The 21,836-nt window shown below is 62.2% G+C and carries 26 protein-coding genes; 10 read left to right on the top strand and 16 right to left on the bottom strand.

Annotation, left to right across the window (positions count from 1 at the left end):
* Positions 1 to 8: 8 nt before the first annotated feature.
* From HX818_RS30385 to HX818_RS30360, 6 genes are all read right to left on the bottom strand, one after another.
* Complete coding sequence (locus tag HX818_RS30385) at positions 9 to 305, bottom strand: DUF3144 domain-containing protein (protein ID WP_003207921.1); 297 nt, start codon at positions 303 to 305, stop codon at positions 9 to 11.
* 82 nt (positions 306 to 387) lie between these two features.
* Positions 388 to 1,680: a sorbosone dehydrogenase family protein gene (locus HX818_RS30380; RefSeq protein ID WP_177021317.1), complete on the bottom strand. Its 1,293-nt coding sequence runs from the start codon at positions 1,678 to 1,680 to the stop codon at positions 388 to 390.
* Positions 1,677 to 2,105, bottom strand: a complete 429-nt coding sequence (locus HX818_RS30375) for a DUF2231 domain-containing protein (protein ID WP_177021316.1) — start codon at positions 2,103 to 2,105, stop codon at positions 1,677 to 1,679. Before HX818_RS30375 ends, HX818_RS30380 begins: the two co-directional genes overlap by 4 nt.
* 123 nt (positions 2,106 to 2,228) lie before the next feature.
* Positions 2,229 to 3,731, bottom strand: a complete 1,503-nt coding sequence (gene proP / locus HX818_RS30370; RefSeq protein ID WP_003207926.1) for a glycine betaine/L-proline transporter ProP — start codon at positions 3,729 to 3,731, stop codon at positions 2,229 to 2,231.
* 128 nt (positions 3,732 to 3,859) lie between these two features.
* On the bottom strand, positions 3,860 to 4,750 hold the full coding sequence (locus HX818_RS30365; RefSeq protein ID WP_087692921.1) for a bestrophin family protein: 891 nt from the start codon (positions 4,748 to 4,750) through the stop codon (positions 3,860 to 3,862).
* A gap of 86 nt (positions 4,751 to 4,836) precedes the next feature.
* Entirely contained in the window at positions 4,837 to 5,343 is a 507-nt protein-coding gene (locus HX818_RS30360; RefSeq protein ID WP_102605056.1) for a GNAT family N-acetyltransferase, read from the bottom strand.
* A 101-nt stretch (positions 5,344 to 5,444) separates the two neighbouring features.
* Between HX818_RS30360 and HX818_RS30355 the strand changes: the two genes are divergently transcribed.
* Both HX818_RS30355 and HX818_RS30350 read left to right on the top strand, forming a co-directional pair.
* Positions 5,445 to 6,353 carry a bifunctional oligoribonuclease/PAP phosphatase NrnA gene (locus HX818_RS30355; protein ID WP_177021315.1) on the top strand — a complete coding sequence of 303 codons (909 nt, stop codon included), beginning with the start codon at positions 5,445 to 5,447 and terminating at the stop codon, positions 6,351 to 6,353.
* A gap of 78 nt (positions 6,354 to 6,431) precedes the next feature.
* Entirely contained in the window at positions 6,432 to 7,127 is a 696-nt protein-coding gene (locus HX818_RS30350; protein ID WP_177021325.1) for a tRNA (adenine(22)-N(1))-methyltransferase TrmK, read from the top strand.
* 3 nt (positions 7,128 to 7,130) lie between these two features.
* Here HX818_RS30350 and HX818_RS30345 read toward each other — a convergent pair whose 3' ends face one another.
* Positions 7,131 to 7,985: an aldo/keto reductase family oxidoreductase gene (locus tag HX818_RS30345; RefSeq protein ID WP_177021314.1), complete on the bottom strand. Its 855-nt coding sequence runs from the start codon at positions 7,983 to 7,985 to the stop codon at positions 7,131 to 7,133.
* Positions 7,986 to 8,056: 71 nt separating this feature from the next.
* On the opposite strand from HX818_RS30345, the gene HX818_RS30340 reads away from it, so the two are divergent.
* Together HX818_RS30340 and HX818_RS30335 are read left to right on the top strand one after the other, a co-directional pair.
* Positions 8,057 to 8,689 (top strand): TetR/AcrR family transcriptional regulator, encoded by a 633-nt coding sequence (locus tag HX818_RS30340; RefSeq protein WP_023659027.1) that lies wholly within the window; start codon positions 8,057 to 8,059, stop codon positions 8,687 to 8,689.
* A 92-nt stretch (positions 8,690 to 8,781) separates the two neighbouring features.
* On the top strand, positions 8,782 to 9,645 hold the full coding sequence (locus HX818_RS30335; RefSeq protein WP_008433300.1) for a DNA/RNA non-specific endonuclease: 864 nt from the start codon (positions 8,782 to 8,784) through the stop codon (positions 9,643 to 9,645).
* Between the two features lie 19 nt (positions 9,646 to 9,664).
* On the opposite strand, the gene HX818_RS30330 is transcribed toward HX818_RS30335, so the two are convergent.
* The 6 genes from HX818_RS30330 to HX818_RS30305 all read right to left on the bottom strand — a co-directional run bounded on the left by HX818_RS30330 (position 9,665) and on the right by HX818_RS30305 (position 13,178).
* Positions 9,665 to 9,844 (bottom strand): DUF1289 domain-containing protein, encoded by a 180-nt coding sequence (locus HX818_RS30330; RefSeq protein WP_003207939.1) that lies wholly within the window; start codon positions 9,842 to 9,844, stop codon positions 9,665 to 9,667.
* A gap of 4 nt (positions 9,845 to 9,848) precedes the next feature.
* Positions 9,849 to 10,220: a hypothetical protein gene (locus tag HX818_RS30325; RefSeq protein ID WP_008433303.1), complete on the bottom strand. Its 372-nt coding sequence runs from the start codon at positions 10,218 to 10,220 to the stop codon at positions 9,849 to 9,851.
* Positions 10,221 to 10,586: 366 nt separating this feature from the next.
* Positions 10,587 to 11,801, bottom strand: coding sequence for an MFS transporter (locus tag HX818_RS30320; protein ID WP_008438863.1), 1,215 nt, complete (start codon positions 11,799 to 11,801; stop codon positions 10,587 to 10,589).
* 5 nt (positions 11,802 to 11,806) lie between these two features.
* Complete coding sequence (locus tag HX818_RS30315) at positions 11,807 to 12,136, bottom strand: hypothetical protein (protein WP_008438861.1); 330 nt, start codon at positions 12,134 to 12,136, stop codon at positions 11,807 to 11,809.
* 2 nt (positions 12,137 to 12,138) lie between these two features.
* Complete coding sequence (locus tag HX818_RS30310; protein ID WP_177021313.1) at positions 12,139 to 12,702, bottom strand: isochorismatase family protein; 564 nt, start codon at positions 12,700 to 12,702, stop codon at positions 12,139 to 12,141.
* A gap of 26 nt (positions 12,703 to 12,728) precedes the next feature.
* The gene (locus tag HX818_RS30305) at positions 12,729 to 13,178 is read right to left on the bottom strand and encodes a MarR family winged helix-turn-helix transcriptional regulator (RefSeq protein WP_003214523.1); all 450 of its coding nucleotides are present in this window, start codon (positions 13,176 to 13,178) and stop codon (positions 12,729 to 12,731) included.
* A gap of 99 nt (positions 13,179 to 13,277) precedes the next feature.
* Here HX818_RS30305 and HX818_RS30300 point away from each other — a divergent pair, with 99 nt between their 5' ends.
* Together HX818_RS30300 and HX818_RS30295 are read left to right on the top strand one after the other, a co-directional pair.
* A complete protein-coding gene (locus HX818_RS30300; protein WP_177021312.1) occupies positions 13,278 to 13,520 on the top strand; it encodes a hypothetical protein in 243 nt (80 codons plus the stop codon).
* Positions 13,521 to 13,578: 58 nt separating this feature from the next.
* On the top strand, positions 13,579 to 14,688 hold the full coding sequence (locus HX818_RS30295) for a beta-eliminating lyase-related protein (RefSeq protein ID WP_177021311.1): 1,110 nt from the start codon (positions 13,579 to 13,581) through the stop codon (positions 14,686 to 14,688).
* A 13-nt stretch (positions 14,689 to 14,701) separates the two neighbouring features.
* Here the strand turns inward: HX818_RS30295 and HX818_RS30290 are convergent, their stop codons facing one another.
* The gene (locus HX818_RS30290) at positions 14,702 to 15,697 is read right to left on the bottom strand and encodes an AraC family transcriptional regulator (protein WP_177021310.1); all 996 of its coding nucleotides are present in this window, start codon (positions 15,695 to 15,697) and stop codon (positions 14,702 to 14,704) included.
* A gap of 65 nt (positions 15,698 to 15,762) precedes the next feature.
* Here HX818_RS30290 and HX818_RS30285 point away from each other — a divergent pair, with 65 nt between their 5' ends.
* The 3 genes from HX818_RS30285 to HX818_RS30275 all read left to right on the top strand — a co-directional run bounded on the left by HX818_RS30285 (position 15,763) and on the right by HX818_RS30275 (position 18,191).
* On the top strand, positions 15,763 to 16,995 hold the full coding sequence (locus tag HX818_RS30285) for an MFS transporter (RefSeq protein WP_102368492.1): 1,233 nt from the start codon (positions 15,763 to 15,765) through the stop codon (positions 16,993 to 16,995).
* A gap of 294 nt (positions 16,996 to 17,289) precedes the next feature.
* A complete protein-coding gene (locus HX818_RS30280) occupies positions 17,290 to 17,688 on the top strand; it encodes a glyoxalase/bleomycin resistance/extradiol dioxygenase family protein (RefSeq protein ID WP_087693746.1) in 399 nt (132 codons plus the stop codon).
* Entirely contained in the window at positions 17,688 to 18,191 is a 504-nt protein-coding gene (locus HX818_RS30275; RefSeq protein WP_177021309.1) for a DUF2867 domain-containing protein, read from the top strand. The genes HX818_RS30280 and HX818_RS30275 overlap by 1 nt, the downstream gene beginning before the upstream one ends.
* Positions 18,192 to 18,219: 28 nt before the next feature.
* On the opposite strand, the gene HX818_RS30270 is transcribed toward HX818_RS30275, so the two are convergent.
* A complete protein-coding gene (locus HX818_RS30270) occupies positions 18,220 to 18,438 on the bottom strand; it encodes a DUF4287 domain-containing protein (RefSeq protein ID WP_177021308.1) in 219 nt (72 codons plus the stop codon).
* An 85-nt stretch (positions 18,439 to 18,523) separates the two neighbouring features.
* Positions 18,524 to 20,197 carry a M24 family metallopeptidase gene (locus HX818_RS30265; RefSeq protein WP_177009652.1) on the bottom strand — a complete coding sequence of 558 codons (1,674 nt, stop codon included), beginning with the start codon at positions 20,195 to 20,197 and terminating at the stop codon, positions 18,524 to 18,526.
* 77 nt (positions 20,198 to 20,274) lie between these two features.
* On the opposite strand from HX818_RS30265, the gene HX818_RS30260 reads away from it, so the two are divergent.
* Positions 20,275 to 21,774 carry a PLP-dependent aminotransferase family protein gene (locus HX818_RS30260; RefSeq protein ID WP_177021307.1) on the top strand — a complete coding sequence of 500 codons (1,500 nt, stop codon included), beginning with the start codon at positions 20,275 to 20,277 and terminating at the stop codon, positions 21,772 to 21,774.
* Positions 21,775 to 21,836: the final 62 nt, after the last annotated feature.

The following is a 21,836-nucleotide window of genomic DNA, read 5'->3' as shown; positions in this document are numbered from 1 at the left end:
GGGCGGGTTCAACTGCCCTTAACGAGCATGTACTTGCTGAAATTGTTGATGTGATCATCAAGATTATCCTCAAGCATCATCCGGTACTGATCACAGAAATACTTCAGCATCGCCTCACGCGCCTGGGCCATTTCTTCGCCGGATTTAAAGCTGCGTGCGCTGACCCAGGCATTGAAGCGTGTGGTGCCGAACATCATCGAGGCGCTGACTTTGCCCAGGTCGGCGAACGCCCTGAACTGCTCGTTGGACAGCTCGATGTGCGCGTCCGCGCGATCATAGAAGCCGTTGTCGGTGGTGTCTGGCATTGCGGTTACCTTCCTGTTCGTGAGTGCGGCGAAGGTACCGCCGCGCTCCACAGGAAGGCAACCACATCGGCCGCTTCAGGCCTTATTTATTGCGCGTCACCCTCCACACCGTGTTGGCCAGGTCATCGGCAATGATCAGCGCACCCTTCGGATCAACCGTGACCCCCACCGGCCGCCCGCGAGTCTTGCCATCGTCCCCGCGGAAACCCGTGGCGAAGTCCAGCGGCTCACCGGCAGGCCGGCCATTGCTGAACGGCACGAAGATCACCTTGTAGCCCACCGGATTGTCCCGGTTCCAGCTGCCGTGCTCGCCGACGAAGACGCCGTCGGCATATTTCTCGCCCATGGCCGGGATGGAAAAATCGACGCCCAGCGCGGCAACGTGGGAACCCAGGCTGTAATCCGGCTTGATCGCGGCGGCGACCTTGGCCGGGTTCTGCGGTTGGGCGCGGGTGTCGACGTTCTGGCCCCAATAGCTGTAGGGCCAGCCGTAGAACTCGCCTTCGCGCACCGAGGTCAGGTAATCCGGCACCAGGTCCGGCCCCAGTTCATCCCGCTCGTTGACCACCGCCCACACCTGCCCGGAGCCCGGTTGAATGGTCAATGCCGTCGGGTTGCGCAAACCGGTTGCATAAGGCTTGTGGGCACCGGTGGCGGCGTCGATCTGCCAGACCATCGCCCGGTCGATCTCGACCTCCATGCCGCGTTCGGTGATGTTGCTGTTGGACCCGATGCCCACATACAGCGAGCGGCCGTCGGGGCTGATCGCCAGGGATTTGGTCCAGTGATGATTGATCGCGGCGGGCAGCTCGGTGACGGTGGTGGGCGGGTCACCGGCCTTGGTCTGGCCGTCTTCGTAGTCGAAGCGCACCAGCGCATCCTGGTTCGCCACGTACAGCTTGCCGTCGGCAAAGGCCAGGCCGTAGGGCGCGTTGAGGTTTTCGGCGAACACGGTTTTCAACTCGTAGGTGCCGTCACCGTCGGCATCGCGCAGCAGGGTCAGGCGATTGCCGCCCTTGACCTTGGTGTTGCCCTCGGCCTTGATCACGCTGGCGATCACATCCTTGGGCTTGAGTTTCGCTGCGCTGCCGCCCCGGCCTTCGGCGACGAGAATGTCGCCGTTGGGCAGCACCAGGGTCTGGCGCGGGATCCGCAGGTCGGTGGCGATGGCCGTGATGCTGAAACCCTCGGGCACCGTAGGTTTCTGCTCGCCCCAGGCCACCGGTTCGGCGATCTTCATGCTGGGCAACAGGCCGCGCTGGGGTTCCGGCAGCTTGGGGTCGGGGCCACGAGCCTGAGTGCTGTCGGCTTCGCCACCGCAGGCGCTCAACAACATCGCCATGCTTAAAACGGTCAGCGTGCTGGAAGGCTTCATTGGGCACCTCCCGAGCGCAAGTTGGTCAGCCCGACCCACGTGGTCACGCAGGCCAGCAGGGTCACGACGGCAGACAACACCAGGCCCGAAGGCATCACGGCCCAGGCATCCTTCGCATGCTCAAAGGCATTCACCAGGCCCAGCGCCCAGGTCACCAGCAACAGCAGGAAGTACACCGTGGGGCGCCCGGCCTTGCGGTCGGCACGCAGCAGGTTGACCAGTGCAAACAACCCCGCCAGCCCGCAGAACAGCAGAGCGCCGGCGATCAGCCAGGCGGCGAAGTTGCTCCATTGGATCTGGTAGGTCTGGTAGTAGGCAATGTCGCTCAGCAGGGCGCCGAGAAACAGCGGGACGGTACCGGCCAGCAAGGTCGCGTGAAGCGGGCCAGGCGTGCAGCGGTAGGTGAGGGTGGTGGGGTCGGTCACGGGCGGCTCCTTATCGTTGAGCGGCCCTGATGAGGCTCATCAGGGCCGCGCTGACTGCGCTTAAGGAAGGAGCGTGCTGCTTGCGCGTTAGTTCACCCGCTATTCGTTTCCAAATATGTTGCGTCAGTTGATGCGTGGATGTTGCTGCACCAGGTTTTCACGCTTGGCTTCCAGCTCGGCGATTTGCGCGTCGATATCTTCGATCTTCTGCTCGATATTGTCTTCGTGCTCCTGCAGCAGCTCCTTGGCTTCCTCGATATCCGACGCCGCCGGTGCCGCGCCGCGCAGGGGTTTGTTGGCGGTTTCCTTCATGGTCAGGGCGGTGAAAAGCCCCAGCACGGCGAACACCATCAGGTAATAGGCCGGCATGTACAGGTTGTTGGTGGTCTCCACCAGCCAGGCCATGGCGGTTGGCGTGAGGCCGGCAATCAGGATCGAGATGTTGAAGGCGCTGGCCAGCGCGCTGTAGCGGATGTGGGTAGGGAACATCGCCGGCAGGGTGGACGCCATCACGCCGATAAAGAAGTTGAGCACCACCGCAATGATCAGCAGCCCCGAGAAAATCAGCCCGAGCTTGCCGCTGTTGATCAGCATGAACGCCGGAATGGCGAGAAAGAACAGCGCGATACTGCCGAACAGAATGAAGGGTTTGCGCCCGATCTTGTCGCTGACAAAGCCAATCATCGGCTGCACGAACAACATGCCGACCATGATCGCGATGATGATCAACACGCCGTGGTTTTCGCTGTAGTGCAGGTTGTGCGACAGGTAGCTCGGCATGTAGGTGAGCAGCATGTAGTACGTGACGTTGGTCACCACCACCACGCCGACACAGGTCATCAGGCTGCGCCAGTGCTTGGTGGCGACTTCCTTGAACGAGACTTTCGGGCCGCCCGCCAGGCCTTCGCGGTCACCTTGTTCGAGTTGCTCCACGTGCTGTTGAAAGGCCGGTGTTTCTTCCAGGGCATGACGCAAGTACAGCCCGATCATGCCCAGCGGCAGGGCGAGGAAGAACGGCAGGCGCCAGCCCCAGGACTGGAAGGCGTCTTCGCCGATTACCGCCGAAATCAGCACCACCACGCCCGCGCCGAGCACGAAGCCGGCGATGGAGCCGAAGTCCAGCCAACTGCCGAGGAAGCCGCGCTTGCGGTCCGGGGCGTATTCGGCGACGAAGATCGAGGCACCGGTGTACTCACCGCCCACCGAGAAGCCCTGGGCCATCTTGGCCAGCAGCAACAGGATCGGCGCCCAGATGCCGATCGAGTCATAGGAGGGGATCAGCCCGATGGCGAAGGTGCTCAGGGACATGATCACGATGGTCGCCGCCAGGACCTTTTGCCGGCCGTATTTGTCCCCCAGCCGGCCAAAGAACAGGCCGCCCAGCGGGCGAATCAGGAACGGCACCGAGAAGGTCGCCAGGGCCGCGATCATCTGTACGCTGGGAGACGCTTCGGGGAAGAACACCTTGCCCAGCACATAGGCGACAAAGCCATACACCCCGAAGTCGAACCACTCCATGGCATTGCCCAGCGCAGCGGCGGTGATCGCCTTGCGCATCTTGGCGTCGTCGACGATGGTGATGTCATCCAATCCAATCGGATTGACGGTTTTCTTGCGTGATTTCATGGGAATACTCAGCCGCAGGTCCATTTCGATGCCACTGTTTTGGTGGCATGCGCTTAATGGGTCAGATACATGCGGACACTGAATAATTCACCACTGGCTGGATTTTTTTGTTAACGGCCCGGCAAGGATTAACTGATCCGCTCGCCCCCCAGGGAATCACGCTGCATCGACTGCAGGTTTTTCTCGATGGTTTCGCAAAGGGCTTCCATCTGGATCTGGTGCTCGCTGTCGCGGAACGGGCTTTGCAAATCGGTGCCGATGCGTTCGATGGCCAGCAGCATGAAGCCCACCACCGTGGACGCCAGCGGGGTGAACCAGCCCAGGGATTCCACCAGGCCCACCGGCACGATCAGGCAGAACAGCGAGATGAACAGCCGTGGGAAATACACGTAAGGGTAGGGCAGCGGCGTATTGGCGATGCGCTCCATGCCGCCCTGGCTGTTGGACAAATCCACCAGGGTCGACTCCAACCGTGCCAGGCGAATGCTGTCCAGGCGCCCGGCCTTGTATTCCTGGGCCAGCAGGGCTGCGGAGCCGTTGATGATGTCGTTGGAAAAGTTATTGGTACTGGTGCTGCGGGCGAACTCGTCGGCCGGCAGGAAGGCGCGGATTTCTTCCGGGCAAGGCTGGCCCCGCAAGTGCGCCGCCAGGCAGTTCACATACGCCACGTGACGGCGCAGCAAGGTCGCCTTTATCGGGTTGACCTCATTGTCCGGGTCATCCAGCAGCGTCAGCACTTGCCGGGCGAAGCTGCGGGAATTGTTGACCATCGCCCCCCATAACGTGCGTGCTTCCCACCAGCGGTTGTAGGCGCTGCTGTTGCGGAAACTGATCAACACCACCAGCGCCGAGCCGAGCAGGGTGAGCGGCATCAGCGGCAGGTTGATCTTGCTGTTGAGGAACAGCATGAAGTCCACGGTGACGGCGATATCCCAGAGCAGCAGCCAGAACAGCGCCCAGCCTACATAGCCCATGGTCTTGATGATCAGGCGGTATTTTTTGATGATGGCAGCTTTCAAACGGAAACCTCGCGGCGAGCGGTAAACATCAATGCCCTAGCTCGGACGGTGTTTACCGGGTAAAGGTTCGCCGGCGGGCCGGGTCTTCAGGCCTGGAATGTCAGGACAAAGCGGTTTTCGCCCTGGGGCTTGCCGTCCGGTGCGGGCTGGTCGGGCACGAAACCGCAGCGGGTGAGGACTTTTTGTGAGCCCACATTCTCGGGGTACACGTACGCCACCAGTTGGGTCAGTGCCCAGCGCGCCTGTGCCTCGCGGATCAGATGGTTCAGCGCCAGGGTTGCCAGCCCTTGCCCGCACGAGCGCTCACCCACGCGGTAGCCGACTTCGGCAGAGCCCTTTGGCGAGTCGATGCTTTTCAGGTTGGCGCGACCGACGATTTCGCCGTTGGCGTCTTCGATCACGAACGGGTGCCATGTGCCGGTGGCCAGGCCTGATAGATAACCGTCAATATGCTCGGCGACGCCCTGCACCGAGTAAAACGATGGGTCGCGCGCCTCGATATGCGACTCGAACCAGTCACGGTTACGGGCTTCGAAGGCCAGCAATGCTTCAGTGTCCGTACTGCTCAGCTCGCGAACGCGAAATGACGTCATTGCTCGAATCTCCAGGGTTGTTCTGTCCATTTAGTCATGTTTTCGTCATAAAGGCGTGTGAAATTTGCCTGCCAAAAATATGAAATCATGGAGTTTTTTCGATGAGGGTAGTCACCTCCGGCTCGTCGTATCTGGACATCGATGCATACGCCTGCTGCATTGCGTATGCCGAGTTGTTGAATCGTCAGGGAATCGAGGCGCGTGCCGTCAGCAGTGCTCCACTGAATGCCAGCATCTCCAGGACCGTGCTCGGCTGGCTATCATCACTGGATGACTACCGGCCCGGGCCCGGCGATGAGTTTGTGATGGTGGATATCTCGGACTTCCACCACTTCGACCCGGTGGTCGTGCTCGATCAGGTGGTGGAGGTGATTGACCATCACCCGGGGTTTGAAACCTATTGGGCGCAGAGGCTGGGAAGTGCCGCAGACATCCGTTTGATCGGTGCAGCAGCGACGCAGGTTTTCCTGCGTTGGGAAGCGGCCGGTTTGTTGCCGCTGATCAGTGAGCACAGTGCCGCGCTGCTGGCCACGGCAATCCTGGACAATACCCTGAATTTTACCGGGCAGTTGACATCCGCGGCGGATATTCGGGCTTATGAAACCCTCGCGCTGCTGGCCGAACTCGCGGCAGACTGGCCTGAGCGGTATTTCTCCGAGTGCCAGGCCACTATCGAGTCAGACCTTGCAGGCGCGTTGGAGGGTGACCTGAAGTGGCTGAAAGCCGACAGCAACCTGCCGCAGGTTTTTGCGCAGATGACGGTGTGGGATGCCGGTGCGCTGGTCCGAAAGCATCGCTCGACCATCGCTGATTGGCTGGCGGCGCAGGGGGAGGACTGGCTGGTGAATCTCATCAGTATCCGCGAGTGCAAAAGTTATTTCCTGGCTGAGCCCAAGGTCAGCCAGGAAAAACTGAGCCAGTTGCTTTCCATCGACTGGCAGGCCGGGATGGCGGTGCTGGATCGTTCGCTGTTGCGCAAGGAACTGGTAAGGCTGGCGGCCACTGATTGACGGCGCTCACCAAAGTGACGTTCCTCTTTGATGAACCCGCAATACAATGGCCAGGGTATTACCGAAAAGGAACGGCAGTTGAACGAACACACATTGTCCATGCGCCTTGAGCGCGTGGCGACGCACGTCCCCGCCGGGGCGCGCCTGGCGGATATCGGCTCCGACCACGGCTACCTGCCGGTGGCATTGATGCGCCGCGGCGCCATCGTGGCGGCGGTGGCGGGCGAGGTGGCCCTGACGCCGTTTCGCGCAGCCGAGCGCACGGTGCGCGAGAACGAGCTGGAGCGACACATCACCGTACGCCTGGCCAGTGGCCTGGCGGCGATCGAGCCGGGAGACGGGATTAACGCGATCAGCATCTGCGGCATGGGCGGCGAGACCATCCGCGACATCCTCGACAGCGACAAGGCGCGCCTCAACGGCCGGGAGCGCCTGGTGCTGCAGCCCAACGGCGGCGAGCAACCGTTGCGCCAATGGTTGATGGAGAACGGCTACCGCATCGTGTGCGAAGAGCTGCTGCGGGAGAACCGCTTCTTCTACGAAATCATCGTTGCCGAGCACGCCGGGCCTGTGACCTACACCGCCGAAGAACTGTACTTCGGCCCGCTGCAAATGCAGGCCCGCAGCCCGGAATTCCTGCTCAAGTGGCAGCGCATCCTGCGCCACAAACAGCAGACCCTGAGCGACTTCGCCCAGGCGCGGCAAGCGGTGCCCGAGGACAAGGTGCAAGAGGTCGCCCAGCAGGCGCGGTGGATCGCAGAACTGCTGGCGTGAAGGTCAGCCTGCGAGGGTGTTCAGCTCTGCGAGTGCCTCGTCCGAAAGATCCAGCTCGCCCACCGCGATGTTTTCCCGTAGATGGGTGACCGAGGACGTTCCCGGGATCAGCAGGATATTCGGGGAACGGCGCAGCAGCCATGCCAGGGCCAGTTGCATCGGGGTGACGCCGAGGCGCTGTGCGACGTTCGACAACACCGCTGACTGCACTGGCGAGAACCCGCCCAGCGGGAAGAATGGCACATAGGCAATGCCGTCCCGGGCCAATTCGTCGAGCATCGCGTTATCGTGCTGGTGGGCGATGTTGTACAGGTTCTGGACGCACACGAAGCGCACGATTTTTCGCGCCTCGGCGACCTGCGTCGGGGTAACGTTGCTGATGCCGATATGGCGTATCAGGCCCTGTTGTTGCAGCTCGGCAATGGCACTCAGGGGTTCCTCGATCGAGCCTTCGGCAGTGCCCATCACGCCGTGCATGGCCCGCACATTCACCACGTCCAGCACATCCAGGCCCAGGTTGCGCAGGTTGTCGTGCACGGCCTGGGTCAGCTCGGCCTTCGACGAAGCGTTGAACCAGGCGCCATCGTCGCCACGGCGGGCGCCTACCTTGGTGACGATCGTGAGATCGTCTTTATACGGGTGCAGTGCCTCACGAATAATCTGATTGGTGACATGCGGCCCATAGAAGTCGCTGGTGTCGATATGGTTCACGCCGCAAGCGACAGCCTCGCGCAGTACGGCCAGCGCTGCATCACGGTCCTTGGGCGGGCCAAACACGCCTGGGCCGGCCAGTTGCATGGCGCCGTAGCCGATGCGGTTGACGGTGCGATCGCCGAGATTGAATGTGCTGGTGGTCATGGTCGGAGCTCTTGCTTGACGGGAGGAAGCCTATAATATGAAGGATCCTTCAGGTTTAGAATTCGCATTCCATGAGCCCTCTCAAAGCGTCGTTAAAGCCAAGAAAATCAGCGGTCCAGGCCCGGTCGGCGGCGACGGTGGAAGCGCTGCACACGGCAACCCTTCAGGTTTTGACCGCTCAGGGCCTGGTCCGCTGCACCACGACCCGCGTGGCCGAGCGGGCGGGCATGTCGGTGGGCAGTCTCTATCAGTACTATCCGAACCGCGATGCACTGCTTGCTGCGGTATTGGAGAAGCATCTGGTGCAGGTGGCCGAGACCGTCGAGCAGGCGTGCGATCAACACCAGGGCACCACGGTGGCGGAAATGGCATCGGGGTTTGTCACGGCTTTTCTCGCCGTGAAGCTGATGGACCCGACGGCGTCCAAAGCCCTGTATGCCATCGCAGGTGAGCGGGGCGGTGCGGAGCTTGTGGCGCGGATCAACAAGCGGGTGGTGGCCGCGATTGCAGCGATGTTGGCGACGGCGTCGGATGCGCGTTTTGAAGACCCATCCCTTACCGCCGCCATCTCACTCAGCGCGGTGGTGGGACCGGTGCGGGCGTTGCTTGAAGGCAATGCATCTGCGGCCTTTGAAGCCGGCCTGGAACAGCAGGTGACCCGCATGCTGCGAGCTTATCTTCAAACCTATCAGTCACTTACGTAAACCGTGTTCAGGGTATTTTGCAGCGCTGCTTCGCACTAAAGTCACATCCAAGGGTCCATAAGCCCCGCAATCGAACTTTGAAGATTTAACCCATGCACCTACGCAAAATTGCAGTTGGGCTGTCGGCCCTTGTTTTGCTCTCCACCGGGGCGCAAGCCCGTGGCCTGCTGGACCTCATCACACCACCTCAATCCCATACATCCCGCTCGGGCTCCATCAGCCAGGGCGCGGCCCTGGATCTGTATTCAAGCCAACAGAAAAAGCCATCGTTCGACAGTTGCGCCGACCTGTTCCCGGCCGCACAACCGATCAACACGGCCACCGTGCCGGCCACCATGAAACCCCTGGCGCTGTGTTCCGATAATTTCGCGGTGCTGTACTCGCAAACCAGCAAGACCCCGCTGGTGGTGGTCGAACGCCTGAATGCCGGCCAGTTGAAGGATGCCAAAGGCGAAGAACGCACCAACCAGTTCTACCCCGACCCGCGTATTCCCAAAGGCGCGCGCGCCGAGTTGAGCGACTACCGTGGCCAACACCCGGCCGTGGACCGTGGCCATCAATCCCCGGCGGCGGATGCGCCGAGCACCAACGCCATGGCCCAGTCCTTTGCGCTGTCGAACATGGTCCCGCAAGACCCGACCAACAACCGCAAGATCTGGAGCAAGGTCGAGGCGGACGTGCGCAAGTTTGCCAAGCGCGCCGACGGCAATGTGTTCGTGTTCACCGGCCCGTTGTTTGACCCGGGCTACAGCACCATTGGCGACAACAAGGTCTGGGTGCCGACTCGCCTGTTCAAGCTGGTTTACGACGTGTCGTCCAAGCGCGCCTGGGCGTATGTACTGCCCAACGCTGAAACCCGTATCGAGAAGCCGATGGACTACGCGACGTTTGTGAAAACCACCGGGCTCAAGTTGCTCGGGAATTTGCCGGTGACGGGGTCAGTCGGGCGTACTTGAAGGCCTGAAACCGGGTGCGTCACTTGCCCTTTTTCAACGTCTTCAAGCGCAACGTTGCGCGCTGCACAGCGGCCATCTTCTCTGGCCGCTTCATCTTTTTCCATTTGCGAATATCGTCCTTGGTGCGTCCACAACTCACGCACAGCTCACCACTGAGCTGGCAGGTTGAGACGCACGGGTTCTCGATATCTTTAGCCAAGGCTTTACCCCTTTACCGCATACAGTTTGAGCAGGCGCAGGCGCCAATTGCCGCCATGCTGCAGGTGGCATTCTTCCTCGGAGTCGAAGCGCACGTAGCGGTGCGAAGAAGGGCGATCCACCCCGGCATCCTCCAGCGCGGTGGCCGTCAGCTCGCGCATGCGCAGGTCCAGTCCGGTAGAAAGGGCCAGTTCCCGGTTCGCCCTGGTATCGAATACCCAGATGACCAGCAGGCTTTGGGCAAAGGCCTGGTAGTCGACTTCGTGGGTCAGCCAGTCGAAGCCGGTGATTTCGGCTTTCGCGATCTCACAGGCATCGGTCAGGGTCGCGACCAGGCGACGTTCGATGCGTGCGCTGTCGCGTTTGCTTGAAGACATGGGGATTCCTTGAGGAGCGAGGAGGGTGATGATACGCGAGAGATCCACTGTAGGAGCTGTCGAGCTTTAGCGAGGCTGCGATGGCGGACTGGCAGGCGACATCTTTATTGCCTGACAGGACCTCTTCGCAGCCTCGCTGAAGCTCGACAGCTCCCACACTGGATTCGTGTTGCCCTTCAGATATTGATCGTTCCCACGCTCTGCGTGGGAATGCCGCCTCGGACGCTCTGCGTCCAGCTGACGATGCAAGGTTCAAGTCCTGCGCAATGGTGACGCGGAGCGTCACAGGATGTATTCCCACGCAGAGCGTGGGAACGATCAACTGTGCGAGCCTGCGAAGATCAACTGTGGGAGCTGTGTTGCCCATCAGATATTTTTAGGCCGATCCAGCTTGCGCGTCATGGTGTACACCGCCACGCCGGCAGCCAGGATGCCCGAGGCCGCGCCGACCGCCAACGCCCAGCGCGGGCCAAGATGGTCGGCCACCCAGCCCACAATCGGTGCGCCAATCGGTGTGCCGCCCAGGGCCACGCCCACCCGCAGGGCGATTACCCGCCCGCGCATGGAAGGTTCGGTGGTGAGTTGCATCAGGCTGTTGGTGGTGTTGCTGAAGGTCAGCGCGCCCACGCCGATGATCACCAGCGCCCCGGCGAACAACCAATAGTTCGGGGCAATCGCCGCCAGCGTGCAGCCCACCCCGAACACCAGTGCGCCGATCAACAACGCCTTGAAGTGTGGCCGCTCGCGACCGGCTGCGAGCAGCGCCCCGGCAACGGTGCCGATGGCCAGGGTCGACGTCAGCAGGCCATAGCCGCGGGCATCGGCGTGGAACACGGTGACGGCCATGGTCGAGATGAAGATCGGAAAATTCATGCCGAAGGTGCCGATCAAGAACAGCATGATCAGGATCGCCATCAGGTCCGGCCGCGCCCACACATAGCGCAGGCCTTCAGTCAGGCTGCCCTTGGTGCGCAGCGCCCGCAGGCTGGTGTGCAGGCCGGAAACCCGCAGCAGAAACAGCGAGGCCAGCACCGCGAAAAAGCTCGCGCCATTGAGCAGGAACGCCCAGCCGGTGCCCACCGACGCGATGGTCACTCCGGCCACCGCCGGACCAATCATGCGCGCCATGTTGAACGAGGTGGAATTGAGCGCGATGGCATTGGACAGGTCCGCTTCGCCCACCAGCTCCGCCACGAATATCTGCCGCACCGGTGCATCGAAGGCCGAGGCGCAGCCGGACAAAAACGCGAACACATACACGTGCCACAGCTGCACGATGCCGGTCAGGGTAAACACCCCCAGCATCAGCGCCAGCACGCCCATCACGCCCTGGGTGACCATCAGCAGCTTGCGCTTGTCGTAGTGATCGGCGGCGAAGCCGGTCCAGGGCAGCAACAGCAATTGCGGCCCGAACTGCAACGCCATGACGATGCCGACGGCCGACGCGTTATGCGGCGTGAGCTGGGTCAGCACCAGCCAGTCCTGGGCCGTGCGTTGCATCCAGGTGCCGATATTCGACACCAGGGCGCCGGCGGCCCAAATGCGGTAGTTGACGCTGCGCAGCGAGCGGAAAATGCCCATCGAACTCACACCGGCCCTGAGGAATGACCACCGTTGAAGCGCCCGAAATGCTGCGCCAGGAAAACACTCAGGGCCAAGGCCCCGAGCCCGAGGGCGAGCACATCAGCGGTGTTTTTGAGGTCGAAGTCCCCGACCCGGCAGACCAGCACGTAGCCGATCACCAGGTTGAGAAAACCCCAGAGCACATTCAGCGTCGAGGAGGACCGCCCCTGGCCGCGCGGCTTGGCAAACGGCGTCTGGAAGGACTGGCCCATCAAGCCACTGAGGCAATGGGGCAGCGCGTTGGCGAGCAATACGCCGCCGAAGAAATAAGACACCAGCTCATGCCATTGCATCGTCACGCCCCCCTTGTTTCAAGCAAGCCGATGATCTCTTGCGCCGTGCCGGTTTCCCCCAGCTTCGGGAATACCTGGTTCAGGCTGTAGTGATGGGCCTCGGCGTTCGCGTCGGTCATGGCATCGACGGCCAGGGTCACGTTGAAGCCGGCCTCGTAGGCCTGGCGCGCGGTGGACTCCACGCCGGTTCCGGTAGCAACGCCGGTGATCACCACTTGGGTCACGCCGCGTGCTTTGAGTTGCGCCTCAAGATCGGTGCTGGCGAAGGCACCCCAGGTGCGTTTGGTCACCCCAATGTCGCCGGGTTGCTGATCGAGTTCGGGCAGCAGGTCGGCCCATCCCGGTGGAAATACATCGCTGCGCCGTGGCCGCTCGGTGCGCCCGGGGGCGAAGCCTGTGACGTTGACCAGCACCACCGGCATGCCGCGCTCGCGGAACGCGTCGAGCAGTGCACGGGAGCGTTCCACCACGCCGCCGATGGGGTGGATGAACGGGTATTCGGCGATGCCTTTTTGCAAGTCCACGATGATCAGCGCGGTGTTGGGATCCAGCAAGGTGACGGCCATGGGATGTCCTCGAACGGGTAGGGGGCTCAAAAGTCGGCGAGGCGCTCCAGCAGCTTTACCGCTGCCGCGAGTTCAGCTTGTTCTTCGGCAGACAGTTGCTCCTGCAGCGCCCGCAGCAGCCAATCGTCCTTGGCCGCCCGGCTGGCGATCAGGTGCTTACGAAAGCCGGGAGTCAGCTCGATCAGGGTTTGGCGCCCATCGCTGGGGTCGGGTTTGCCCCTGATCGCTTTCATCGTTTCCAGCCCGGCCACGGTGATGCGCATGGACTGCGGCCGCACGCTCTCCGCCCGGGCCAGGGCCGAGACGGTGCTGGGCCCGTCTCGGTCCAGGCGCAGCAGCACCGACTTCTGGGCGGAAGTGAAATCGTTCGGATGGGTTTGTTCCCGCAGCCGGCGTATCAGCTTGCCCAGGGAGATGCGCAGCTCGGCAGCCAGGGCGGCGGATTGGGTTTCGGAGGTGATGGAAGGTTTGTTCATGCCCGGACGTTAGCATGCTTGCAGAAAAACTGTACAGTTTAGCTGTATGAATTTTTTGTCATAAAAGCCCGCGTCAACGGTCCTTTTGCCGAGGCATTTGTGATCCTGGCTGCGCTGGCGTGTGCGACCGGGCAAATCCGGGTGCATTTCTCGGCCATTACCGTCGCCAGCCTGGCCTTCCAGACGGTGGTGTTCTCGTTCCTGAGCCTGCTGGTGTGGTTGCCGGACGAGACGCTGCAGTCATCGTTCATCGTGGGCTCGGTGCTGGTGCTGGTGGGGATTGTGGTGGTGAGTGGGCATGATCTTTTAAGGCTGCGCATGGCCAGCCTCGTCAAGGACTGATACGTTCACCAGGCCGGCCATTCCTGGACGTACTTCCTCCCTGCACAGGCGCTCAACCGTGACACCAGACATTGATGAAGAACGCCGCCAACTCAAGGCGGCCTGCACTGTAGAGATCAATGGGTTTGCAGAGCCCACGCCGGCCCAGTGGTTCCAGGAAATGGCGGACTGGGCACAGGCCAACCATGTGTCCCATGACAACTATGGCAGCGGTGCCTTGATCGAAGGCTTTGAAGCCAAGGTCGCCGAATTGTTGGGCAAGCCCGCGGCAGTGTTCATGCCCAGTGGCGTAATGGCGCAATTGATTGCGCTCAATATCTGGAGCGAGCGACGCCGGCTGCCGCGCTTCGGGATACATGCGTCCTCGCATTTGCAGCTGCACGAAGAGCAGGCGTTCCAGGCCTTGCTGCACTTGCATGGGGTGATGGTGGGCCACCGCTTGCGACCGATCCTGGCCGACGACCTTGCAGCGATTGCCGAGCCACTGAGCTGCCTGGTGGTGGAGCTGCCTGCCCGGGAGATCGGTGGGCAACTGCCTGAATGGCATGAACTGGAGGCCTTGAAGGCGACGGCGGCGGCCTCGAATACACCGCTGCATATGGACGGGGCCCGCCTATGGGAAACCCGCGCCTACTACCAGCGCTCTTACGCCGAAATCGCTGAAGGTTTCTCCTCCGTGTACGTCTCGGCCTACAAGGGCCTCGGCGGTATCGCCGGCTCGCTGCTGGCGGGCGACACCGACTTTATCCAGCAGGCCCGCCTGTGGCGTAAACGGCTGGGCGGCACCTTGATAAAGCAGAGCCCGATGGTGGTCTCCACGGCCATGCGCTTTGACCAACGCCTGGGGATGCTGGAGGCCTGCTATCAGCGCGCCCTGCGCCTGGCGACCTGCCTGCAAGCGATTCCCGGCATTCGCACCCTGCCGCGCACGCCTCAGGTGAATATGCTTCACCTGTATTTCGACGCAGACTGCGCGGCACTGCTCAACGCCCGCGATGAGATTGCCCGCCAGCACGGGTGTTGGCTGTTCACACACCTGCAACCCACCGAGGTGCCGGGATGGTGCAAGACCGAATGCTATGTGGGGGATCGATTGTTGGGCGTGGATGATGCGCGGGTTCTGCAACTGTTCACCGACTTGATGCGGCAAGCGACTCAAGACGACTGACGCTACCCTTTCATTAAATCGCCTGTCGCCGGCTGGCCCCCGGCGGCTGCCCGGTGACGCGCTTGAATGCCCGGCTGAACGCGGCCTGGGAGTTATAGCCAAGGCGCTGCGCCACGGTTTCAATGGGCAGCCGCTCCAGCGTCAGCCACTGGCTGGCCAGGCGCATCCGCAGTTCGGTGGCGTAGCGCAACGGTGGCGTGCCGATCGTGGTTTGAAAGTGTTGGGCGAACACCGAGCGCGAGGTATGACACTGCGCCGCGAGCTCTTCCACCGTCCAGTCGCGCCCAGGCTGTTGATGCAACGCCAGCAGGGCCTTGGCCAGGCGCGGGTCGCGTAGCGCGGCCACCAGGCCGGACGCATTCCCGCAGGCACATTCGACCCAGCCCCGAACAACCATGGCCGCCACCACGTCCGCCAGGCGCGCCAGAATGCCGGCGAAGCCGATGCGGGCGCTGCTGACTTCACGCTCCATGGCCGCCAGGATCGGCATCAGCCCCGGATAACGTTGGCCCTTGGCGTCGATCAGCATCAGGTCCGGCATCAGGCGGCCAAGGCCGTGCAAACTCCCCAGTTCAAACTCCATGCAGCCGCTGAAGAGCAGGGTGCTTTGAGCCACGCCTGCATCGGCGCGGGCATCCACGGCACACACCGCATCGCCGAGGGCTGCGGCGTTGAAGCTGTCGATGTCCTGCACCGGCACCTCCGGGCTGGAGAGCAACTGATGGGCGCCCCCGTGGGAGATGAACACGGCGTTGCCCGGCGTCAGTTCGTACAGCGTGCCGTCCTCGGAACGCAGGGTGACGCCGCCGGCGGCGACAAGGTGGAAGTACGCATGCCCGGGTTTGGCCGCAAAGCCCAGGCCAAACGCCGGCCCGGCCTGGATACGGCGGTACTCGACGCCCCGCAGGCGCATGCCGCGCAACAGCTCGTTGATGAGGTCAGAGGACACGTCGAACGGTTCTGGAGGCATCATTTTCGGGGTTTCGGTAAAGGATTCAAGATTTTGCATCATAGATCATCCTGCCCTGCGTACCTAGACTGGCGGTCGCGATAACTTTTGGAGGGTGACCAGTGATGAGCAGTTGTGTGTGTGACGCCGTAACCGGTGCAGATGTGGCGCCCGCGACACCGGCCTGGATGGCGGTGTTTTCGTTGGCGATGGGCGTGTTCGGATTACTCACGGCGGAGTACCTGCCGGCCAGTTTGTTGACGCCGATGGCGGCCGAACTCGGCGTCTCGGAAGCCTTGGCAGGGCAGGCGGTGACAGTCACGGCGGTGGTGGCGTTGTTCGCCGGGTTGCTGGTACCGGGCCTGACCCGCGGGATCGACCGGCGCGTGGTGCTGTTGTGCTTCAGCGCACTGATGATCTGCTCCAACCTGCTGGTGGCGGTCTCGTCGAGCCTCACGGTGTTGCTGCTGATGCGCGTCCTGCTGGGCATCGCCCTGGGTGGCTTCTGGAGCATGGCGGCGGCGGTGGCGATGCGGCTTGTACCGGCGGCACTGCTGCCGCGTGCTTTGTCGATCATCTTCAGCGGCATCGCGGTGGGCACTGTCGTGGCGGTGCCGCTGGGCAGCTTTTTGGGTGGGCTGTACGGCTGGCGCAGCGCGTTTCTCGCCGCCGCCGCAGTGGGCGGCGTGACCCTGGTGTTCCAGCTGTTCACCCTGCCGCCGCTCGCACCCCGCAGGACCGCCCGCTTGAGGACGGTGCTGGAAGTGCTGCTGCGCCCGGGCATTGCCGTGGGCATGTTGGGGTGCGTGCTGGTACACACCGGGCACTTTGCGCTGTTCACCTATATCCGGCCATTCCTGGAAAGCACCACTGGCGTCGATGCCGAGGGGCTGGCGTTGATGTTGCTGGGGTTTGGCGTTGCGAACTTTGCCGGCACGCTGCTGGCTGGTTGGCTGCTGGTGCGTCTGCCGCGTGGAACATTGGTGCTGATGCCCGCGCTGGTGGGCGTTGCGGCGCTCGCCCTGGCGCTGTTGCCGGCAACCGTGACCGGCCAGGTGTGGTTGTTGATGCTCTGGGGCCTGGCGTTTGGCGGGGTGCCGGTGGCCTGGTCGAACTGGGTGGCGCGGGCAGTGCCTGACCAGGCTGAAAGCGCCGGGGGCATGGTGGTGGCTTCAGTGCAGTCGGCGATTGCCGCCGGTGCGGCGGCAGGCGGCGCGATGTTCAGTTTCAGTGGTATCGGCGGGGTCTTTGTCGCGGCAGGTATCTTGATGCTGTTGGCGGCACTGTTGATTGCGCTGAAGGTGAAGGTTGAAGCGCCTCCACAAGGTGCAGAGGCGGGGCCGGCGTTTCATCTCTGAAACCGTGTTAGAGGCAGGGGGCGAGAATAAACGCATGCGCTTCGCCCCCTTTCAGTTCGCTTGATCAATCCTGCTGGTTTTGGGCTCAGGTCCGACTCCGAGCAATCGTAGATGAACGACCGCCTGCTGATCATTGCCCGGCAACGACCCTCGTATCTCTCTTTACTTCGGTAGCTACGCAAAATAACCTCTGCCTCGCAGGCACCGTCCTGCTCCTTCAGGTTTGGCAAGGCGCTTCACACTCACCAGCACCGCCTGGCAGGTGTCATGGTGCTTGCACGTTGAGGTTCTGCGATGAGCGCAGTCGTTGATCATGGCGTCCGTTTCGGACGAATTGCAGTAACGCTTCCCGTAAAGGACATGGGCAGGGCCCATGATTTTTACACCAGGGTCCTGGGGTTTACGAAAGCCTTCGAAAATGGAAACCCGATCGGCTTCATGATTCTGCAGCGCGACCAGGGCGAGCTGCATTTGACCTTGCAACCCAACCACCCAGCCGCCGCGTTCACGATTGCCCACCTGATGGTGGACGATGTCGACAGGCTGCACGCCGCTTGCGTGCAGCATGGGGCGAGGATCATCAAGCGCCTCAAGGATCAGGATTACGGGTTGCGGGCGTTTGTGTTCGAAGACCCGGACGGGAATCGTATTGATGTAGGTCAGCCGCTCCAACCGAGCAATCAGGGAAGATAATGTTGACGACTACCGATGTTGTTCACACGCTGCGTGCACCGTCAGAGCTTGATTACTACGACACCCGGTCAGCCCCGCTGCCTACTGAAATCACCGCGCTGGATGCCTGGAACATCATGACCGGCGAACCGGGGCCGTTGATGCAGGTGGCTTTCCGAATCAGGGATGCCATTTCCTCGTTGTTTGGTGTGAAGCACATCGGTGGGTTCTCCGGCACCTTGCGCGAGGCTGTGCAGGTCGGCGACCGGCTGGACTTCTTCCTGGTGGAACGCAGCGCGCCCGACATGCTGGTGCTGACCGAGCGTGACCGGCACCTGGATGTGATGATCTGCCTTTCAATCGCTGACCGTGTACTCACGATCACCTCGTCGGTTGTCACCCATAACACCTATGGGCGCCTCTACATGCTGCCAGTGGGGCCAGCGCACAAACTCATTATGAATGCTCACCTGCGACGACTTGAACGAACGCTGCAAGAGACAGCCGCAACGCCCGGCGGGTAGGCACGTTCACCGCCCGCCGGGAGGTGGATCAATTGCCTTTTTCAGCCGCCAAGAAGTACGCAACCAACGCATTGGCGTGACCATGGCCCATGTCGTGTTCAGTCTTGAGCAAGGCCACAAGCTCCATATGCTTCCTGGAACTGGCGGCCTTGAGCAGATCCAGCCAGTGGCTAATGGGTTGCCCATAGTTTTTTTCGATGGAGGGGAAGTACGACGCTGGCCCTTTTGTTTTTGTGTCGTCGGTCATGATGCAAACTCCCTTTTTGCTGAGGTGATAATGCCCGGATAACGTTACCGCTCTGGACTCACCGGGTCCACCGTACGGCCCGTCCCTACACGCCCCCGTTGGCCTCGCCAATCAGAATATCCTCGAAGAACGCCCCGACCGGTTGTGTGGGATGGCAGATCTGTATCTCCAGCACCCAGACCATCTCGCTCGGTACGATCTCGACTTCAGCCAGCTTGTCCTGCCCGAACAGGGCATGGGGGAAGTCGGCGATGCGGTGTCCGGCCAGGTTGCGCTCAAGGCGCCAGCCCTTGGAGAGGGCGCTACCCTCAGCGAAGTCGTACAGCTCGCGCCCGGTCAGCCCGCGGTGCCAGGCATCGCGGGTCTCGTCGAACACTTCATGAAGGGCCTTCGTGCAAGCGTCATGCAATGGGTGCTCGCCGAATACGAAGGTGTCGCCATAGTCGCCTTCATAGCCATCCCACACCGGGCCAAGGTCCACCACGGCGATATCGGTGGGCCGCAGCTTGCGCAGCAGGTCGATGCCTTGGCGGGGTGTGCGGACGGTGTCTTCGCCAAAGCGGATATAGGTGGGATGCCAGGTGTGAGACGCGCCCATGGCCTGCAATGTCTCACTGGCCATTGCGAGGGCTTGCGCCGTGGTCATGCCGACTTTCAATTGATCGGCGATGGCGGCCAGGGCCCTGACCGTTTGCTCGCGGGCGGCGAGCATGCCGTCCAGCGAGTAGCGCGGGCCGACTTTTTCCAGCACCGGGTGCCGCGTGTTGAGCGACTCCGCTGGCGTCAATGCACCGCTGGGGACGAAGGCTTCGGCGACAAAACGATGCGCCTGCGCACCTGCCGCCAGGCAGGCTTCGCGGGCCTGGTTGATCATCGTGCTATTGCCGCAGGCGTAGATTTGGCTCTCGGCCCAGTCATGGGGCTGTGTCAACGCGACCTGCTGTACGCGGGCGTCTGCCGACAAAACCCGATGCCAGAGAAAGCGTGGATGGGCCTGGCTGGCCCGTTCGAGAAACTCGACGTCGTAGAAGTCCGCCGGGGCCGAGTTACCCCAATACAGGGTGACCTCGGCCTGGCGGGCCAGGGCCGTCAGCAACAAGGGCTTGATACCGGCATAACCGGTCCCGGTAGCGAACAGCACAACAGGGCGCTCATCGTCGTGTTGCCAGGTGCAGGCGCCCACGGGGCCTTCGAGTTTCACGGCATCACCCACTTGCAAGGTCGGCAGGATGCGTTCGGAAAACAGGCCGCCGCTGACCTGGCGAATATGAAACACCAACCGGCCTTGGTCCTGCGCGGGTAGATTGGCCACGGAGAAACAGCGGCTGTCGCCATCGTCGAGGCGAAACCTGAGGTACTGGCCGGCCCGGACTTCGAGTGGCTGGGCAGTCAGCAACACCAGCTCGACGATGTCGGCGCTCAACGCGCGTTTGCTGATCACCTGTGCGCTGGCTTCCAGCGCGGGCGTGTCCAGTGACCAGCCGGGGATTTCCAGGCGCATGTCGCTGCAGGCATGGCTCTGGCACAGCAACATCTCGTCAGCCGCGAGCGGATAAGAAGGGGCAGGGGTGTCGGGTGTGCGCAGCTTTTCCCGGTGCTGGCCCGACACCACCTTGACCTTGCACGATCCGCAGGCGCCGCGCCGGCAGGAAAAGGGTACGGCGAGACCGCTGGCCAGCATGGCGTCGAGCAGCAATTGATCGGCAGCTTCGAAGGATTTGCCCGAGGGCAACAATTCAACGACATGGCGGTTTTGCATAAACACCTCGGGGCAATTGAGGCTCGATTGTTGCGGTAGACTAGGACCAGGAGAACCTCCAGTTTTGGATAATTCATATGGTCCAGCTTCGCAAATGGCGCCCGCTGCTCAAACTCGATGGGGAGCAGCCGCAGGCGTCCTACAGAAAGATCGTCGAGGGCCTGGTGAGCGCGATTGTCGAGGGCCGCCTGCGCCCCGGAGCGCTGTTGCCCGGCACGCGGGAGATGGCGCAACTTCTGGACGTCAACCGCAAGACGGTGATCCTTGCCTACGAGGAGGCGGTGACCAAGGGCTGGCTGGTCAGCCTTCAACGTCGCGGTACCTTCGTCAGTTCGCAGCTGGCGACAGGCGCGGTGCCGGCCACCCGCGCCCCGAAGTCGTTTGCCCCGGCATTGCGGGAGGTGCCTGCGTCGGCCTATTTCACCCCGGGCGAACAGGTGACAGCCCTGCAACACCGGCCCGGCGCGCTGTTTTTCGACAATGGCGCCTGTGACCATCGCTTGCTGCCGCAAGCCGTGCTGCACCGCTATTACCGCAATGCCTTGCGCAGCAGCTTTACCACCAACACCGTGCGCCATGGCAGCGAAGGCAGCGGCCAGTACCTGCGCAACGCCCTGGCCGAAATGTTGCGCCACAATCGCGGCCTGACGGTCGGCGCGCCGCAGATTTGCCTGACCCAAGGCGTGCAGATGTCGCTGTACCTGACCGCCAGCGCGTTGCTCAAACCCGGTGATGTGGTGGTGGTCGAACGCCTGAGTTACCCACCGGCCTGGGAGATTTTCCGCCAGTTGGGTGCGCAACTGGTCACCGTGGACCTGGACGACGAAGGTTGCCGGGTCGACCAGCTCGCCGAGCTGTGCCGCCTGCATGACGTACGGATGATGTACGTCACCCCCCATCACCAGTTTCCTACCACCGTCAGCCTGCGTGCCGGACGTCGCCAGCAGCTCCTGGAACTGGCCCGGCTGCATGACTTCTGCATCATCGAGGAAGACTACGACCACGAATACCACTTTGCCGGACGGCCCTATTTGCCTCTGGCCAGTGACAGCGCGCAGCGTCATGTGATCTACATCGGCTCGCTGTCCAAGTCCCTGGGCAGCACCTTCCGTTGCAGCTATATCGTTGCCCCGTCGAACCTCATCGAAGTGCTCGAGCGTACGGCGGCGGTGAGCCTGGGCCAGGGCGATGCCGTGATGCAGCGGATGCTCGCGGACCTGATCAATGATGGCGAATTGAAGAAGCACCTGCGGCGGGTGTCCAGGGAATACCGTCGGCGTCGGGAGACCCTGCTCAGTTGTTTGCTGGAAGCTTTTGGCGAGCAGATCTCTGTGCAGGAACCCGAAGGCGGGCTGGCGCTGTGGGTAAGGTTCGCCGACTCAATCGACGTCGACCGACTGGCTGAAAAAGCGCTGGAGCTGGACCTGGTGGTGCGCAGCGGTCGCCTGTTTTCACCGTTTGATCATCCTGAAAATGCCTTGCGCCTGGGCTTCGCCTCGCTCAATTCGGAGGAGATCCGCGTCGCCACGCAGCGCTTGGCTGAGGCAGCACGGGCGATTGGGCAAGCGGCTAAATAATTACGCCGGCTCAAAGGTGGATGTGTAAGGATATGTTACTTAGCCTTTGCTACTGCCAATAA

Origin of the sequence: Pseudomonas sp. F9001 (assembly GCF_013385435.1) — a bacterium.
GTDB lineage: Bacteria > Pseudomonadota > Gammaproteobacteria > Pseudomonadales > Pseudomonadaceae > Aquipseudomonas.
Note: the sequence above shows the minus strand (reverse complement) of the source record. Positions and strands in the feature narration are given on the sequence as shown.

Bases quoted from the DNA above. Each gene is read 5' to 3' on its own strand.
- HX818_RS30285 (WP_102368492.1), top strand. From the start codon at position 15,763: ATGAGCAGTTGTGTGTGTGACGCCGTAACCGGTGCAGATGTGGCGCCC.
- HX818_RS30305 (WP_003214523.1), bottom strand. From the start codon at position 13,178: ATGAACAAACCTTCCATCACCTCCGAAACCCAATCCGCCGCCCTGGCT.
- HX818_RS30325 (WP_008433303.1), bottom strand. From the start codon at position 10,220: ATGTCTTCAAGCAAACGCGACAGCGCACGCATCGAACGTCGCCTGGTC.
- HX818_RS30380 (WP_177021317.1), bottom strand. From the start codon at position 1,680: ATGAAGCCTTCCAGCACGCTGACCGTTTTAAGCATGGCGATGTTGTTG.
- HX818_RS30335 (WP_008433300.1), top strand. From the start codon at position 8,782: ATGCACCTACGCAAAATTGCAGTTGGGCTGTCGGCCCTTGTTTTGCTC.
- HX818_RS30310 (WP_177021313.1), bottom strand. From the start codon at position 12,702: ATGGCCGTCACCTTGCTGGATCCCAACACCGCGCTGATCATCGTGGAC.
- proP (WP_003207926.1), bottom strand. From the start codon at position 3,731: ATGAAATCACGCAAGAAAACCGTCAATCCGATTGGATTGGATGACATC.
- HX818_RS30385 (WP_003207921.1), bottom strand. From the start codon at position 305: ATGCCAGACACCACCGACAACGGCTTCTATGATCGCGCGGACGCGCAC.
- HX818_RS30340 (WP_023659027.1), top strand. From the start codon at position 8,057: ATGAGCCCTCTCAAAGCGTCGTTAAAGCCAAGAAAATCAGCGGTCCAG.
- HX818_RS30275 (WP_177021309.1), top strand. From the start codon at position 17,688: ATGTTGACGACTACCGATGTTGTTCACACGCTGCGTGCACCGTCAGAG.
- HX818_RS30270 (WP_177021308.1), bottom strand. From the start codon at position 18,438: ATGACCGACGACACAAAAACAAAAGGGCCAGCGTCGTACTTCCCCTCC.
- HX818_RS30265 (WP_177009652.1), bottom strand. From the start codon at position 20,197: ATGCAAAACCGCCATGTCGTTGAATTGTTGCCCTCGGGCAAATCCTTC.
- HX818_RS30345 (WP_177021314.1), bottom strand. From the start codon at position 7,985: ATGACCACCAGCACATTCAATCTCGGCGATCGCACCGTCAACCGCATC.
- HX818_RS30290 (WP_177021310.1), bottom strand. From the start codon at position 15,697: ATGCAAAATCTTGAATCCTTTACCGAAACCCCGAAAATGATGCCTCCA.
- HX818_RS30360 (WP_102605056.1), bottom strand. From the start codon at position 5,343: ATGACGTCATTTCGCGTTCGCGAGCTGAGCAGTACGGACACTGAAGCA.
- HX818_RS30355 (WP_177021315.1), top strand. From the start codon at position 5,445: ATGAGGGTAGTCACCTCCGGCTCGTCGTATCTGGACATCGATGCATAC.
- HX818_RS30280 (WP_087693746.1), top strand. From the start codon at position 17,290: ATGAGCGCAGTCGTTGATCATGGCGTCCGTTTCGGACGAATTGCAGTA.
- HX818_RS30315 (WP_008438861.1), bottom strand. From the start codon at position 12,136: ATGCAATGGCATGAGCTGGTGTCTTATTTCTTCGGCGGCGTATTGCTC.
- HX818_RS30320 (WP_008438863.1), bottom strand. From the start codon at position 11,801: ATGGGCATTTTCCGCTCGCTGCGCAGCGTCAACTACCGCATTTGGGCC.
- HX818_RS30260 (WP_177021307.1), top strand. From the start codon at position 20,275: ATGGTCCAGCTTCGCAAATGGCGCCCGCTGCTCAAACTCGATGGGGAG.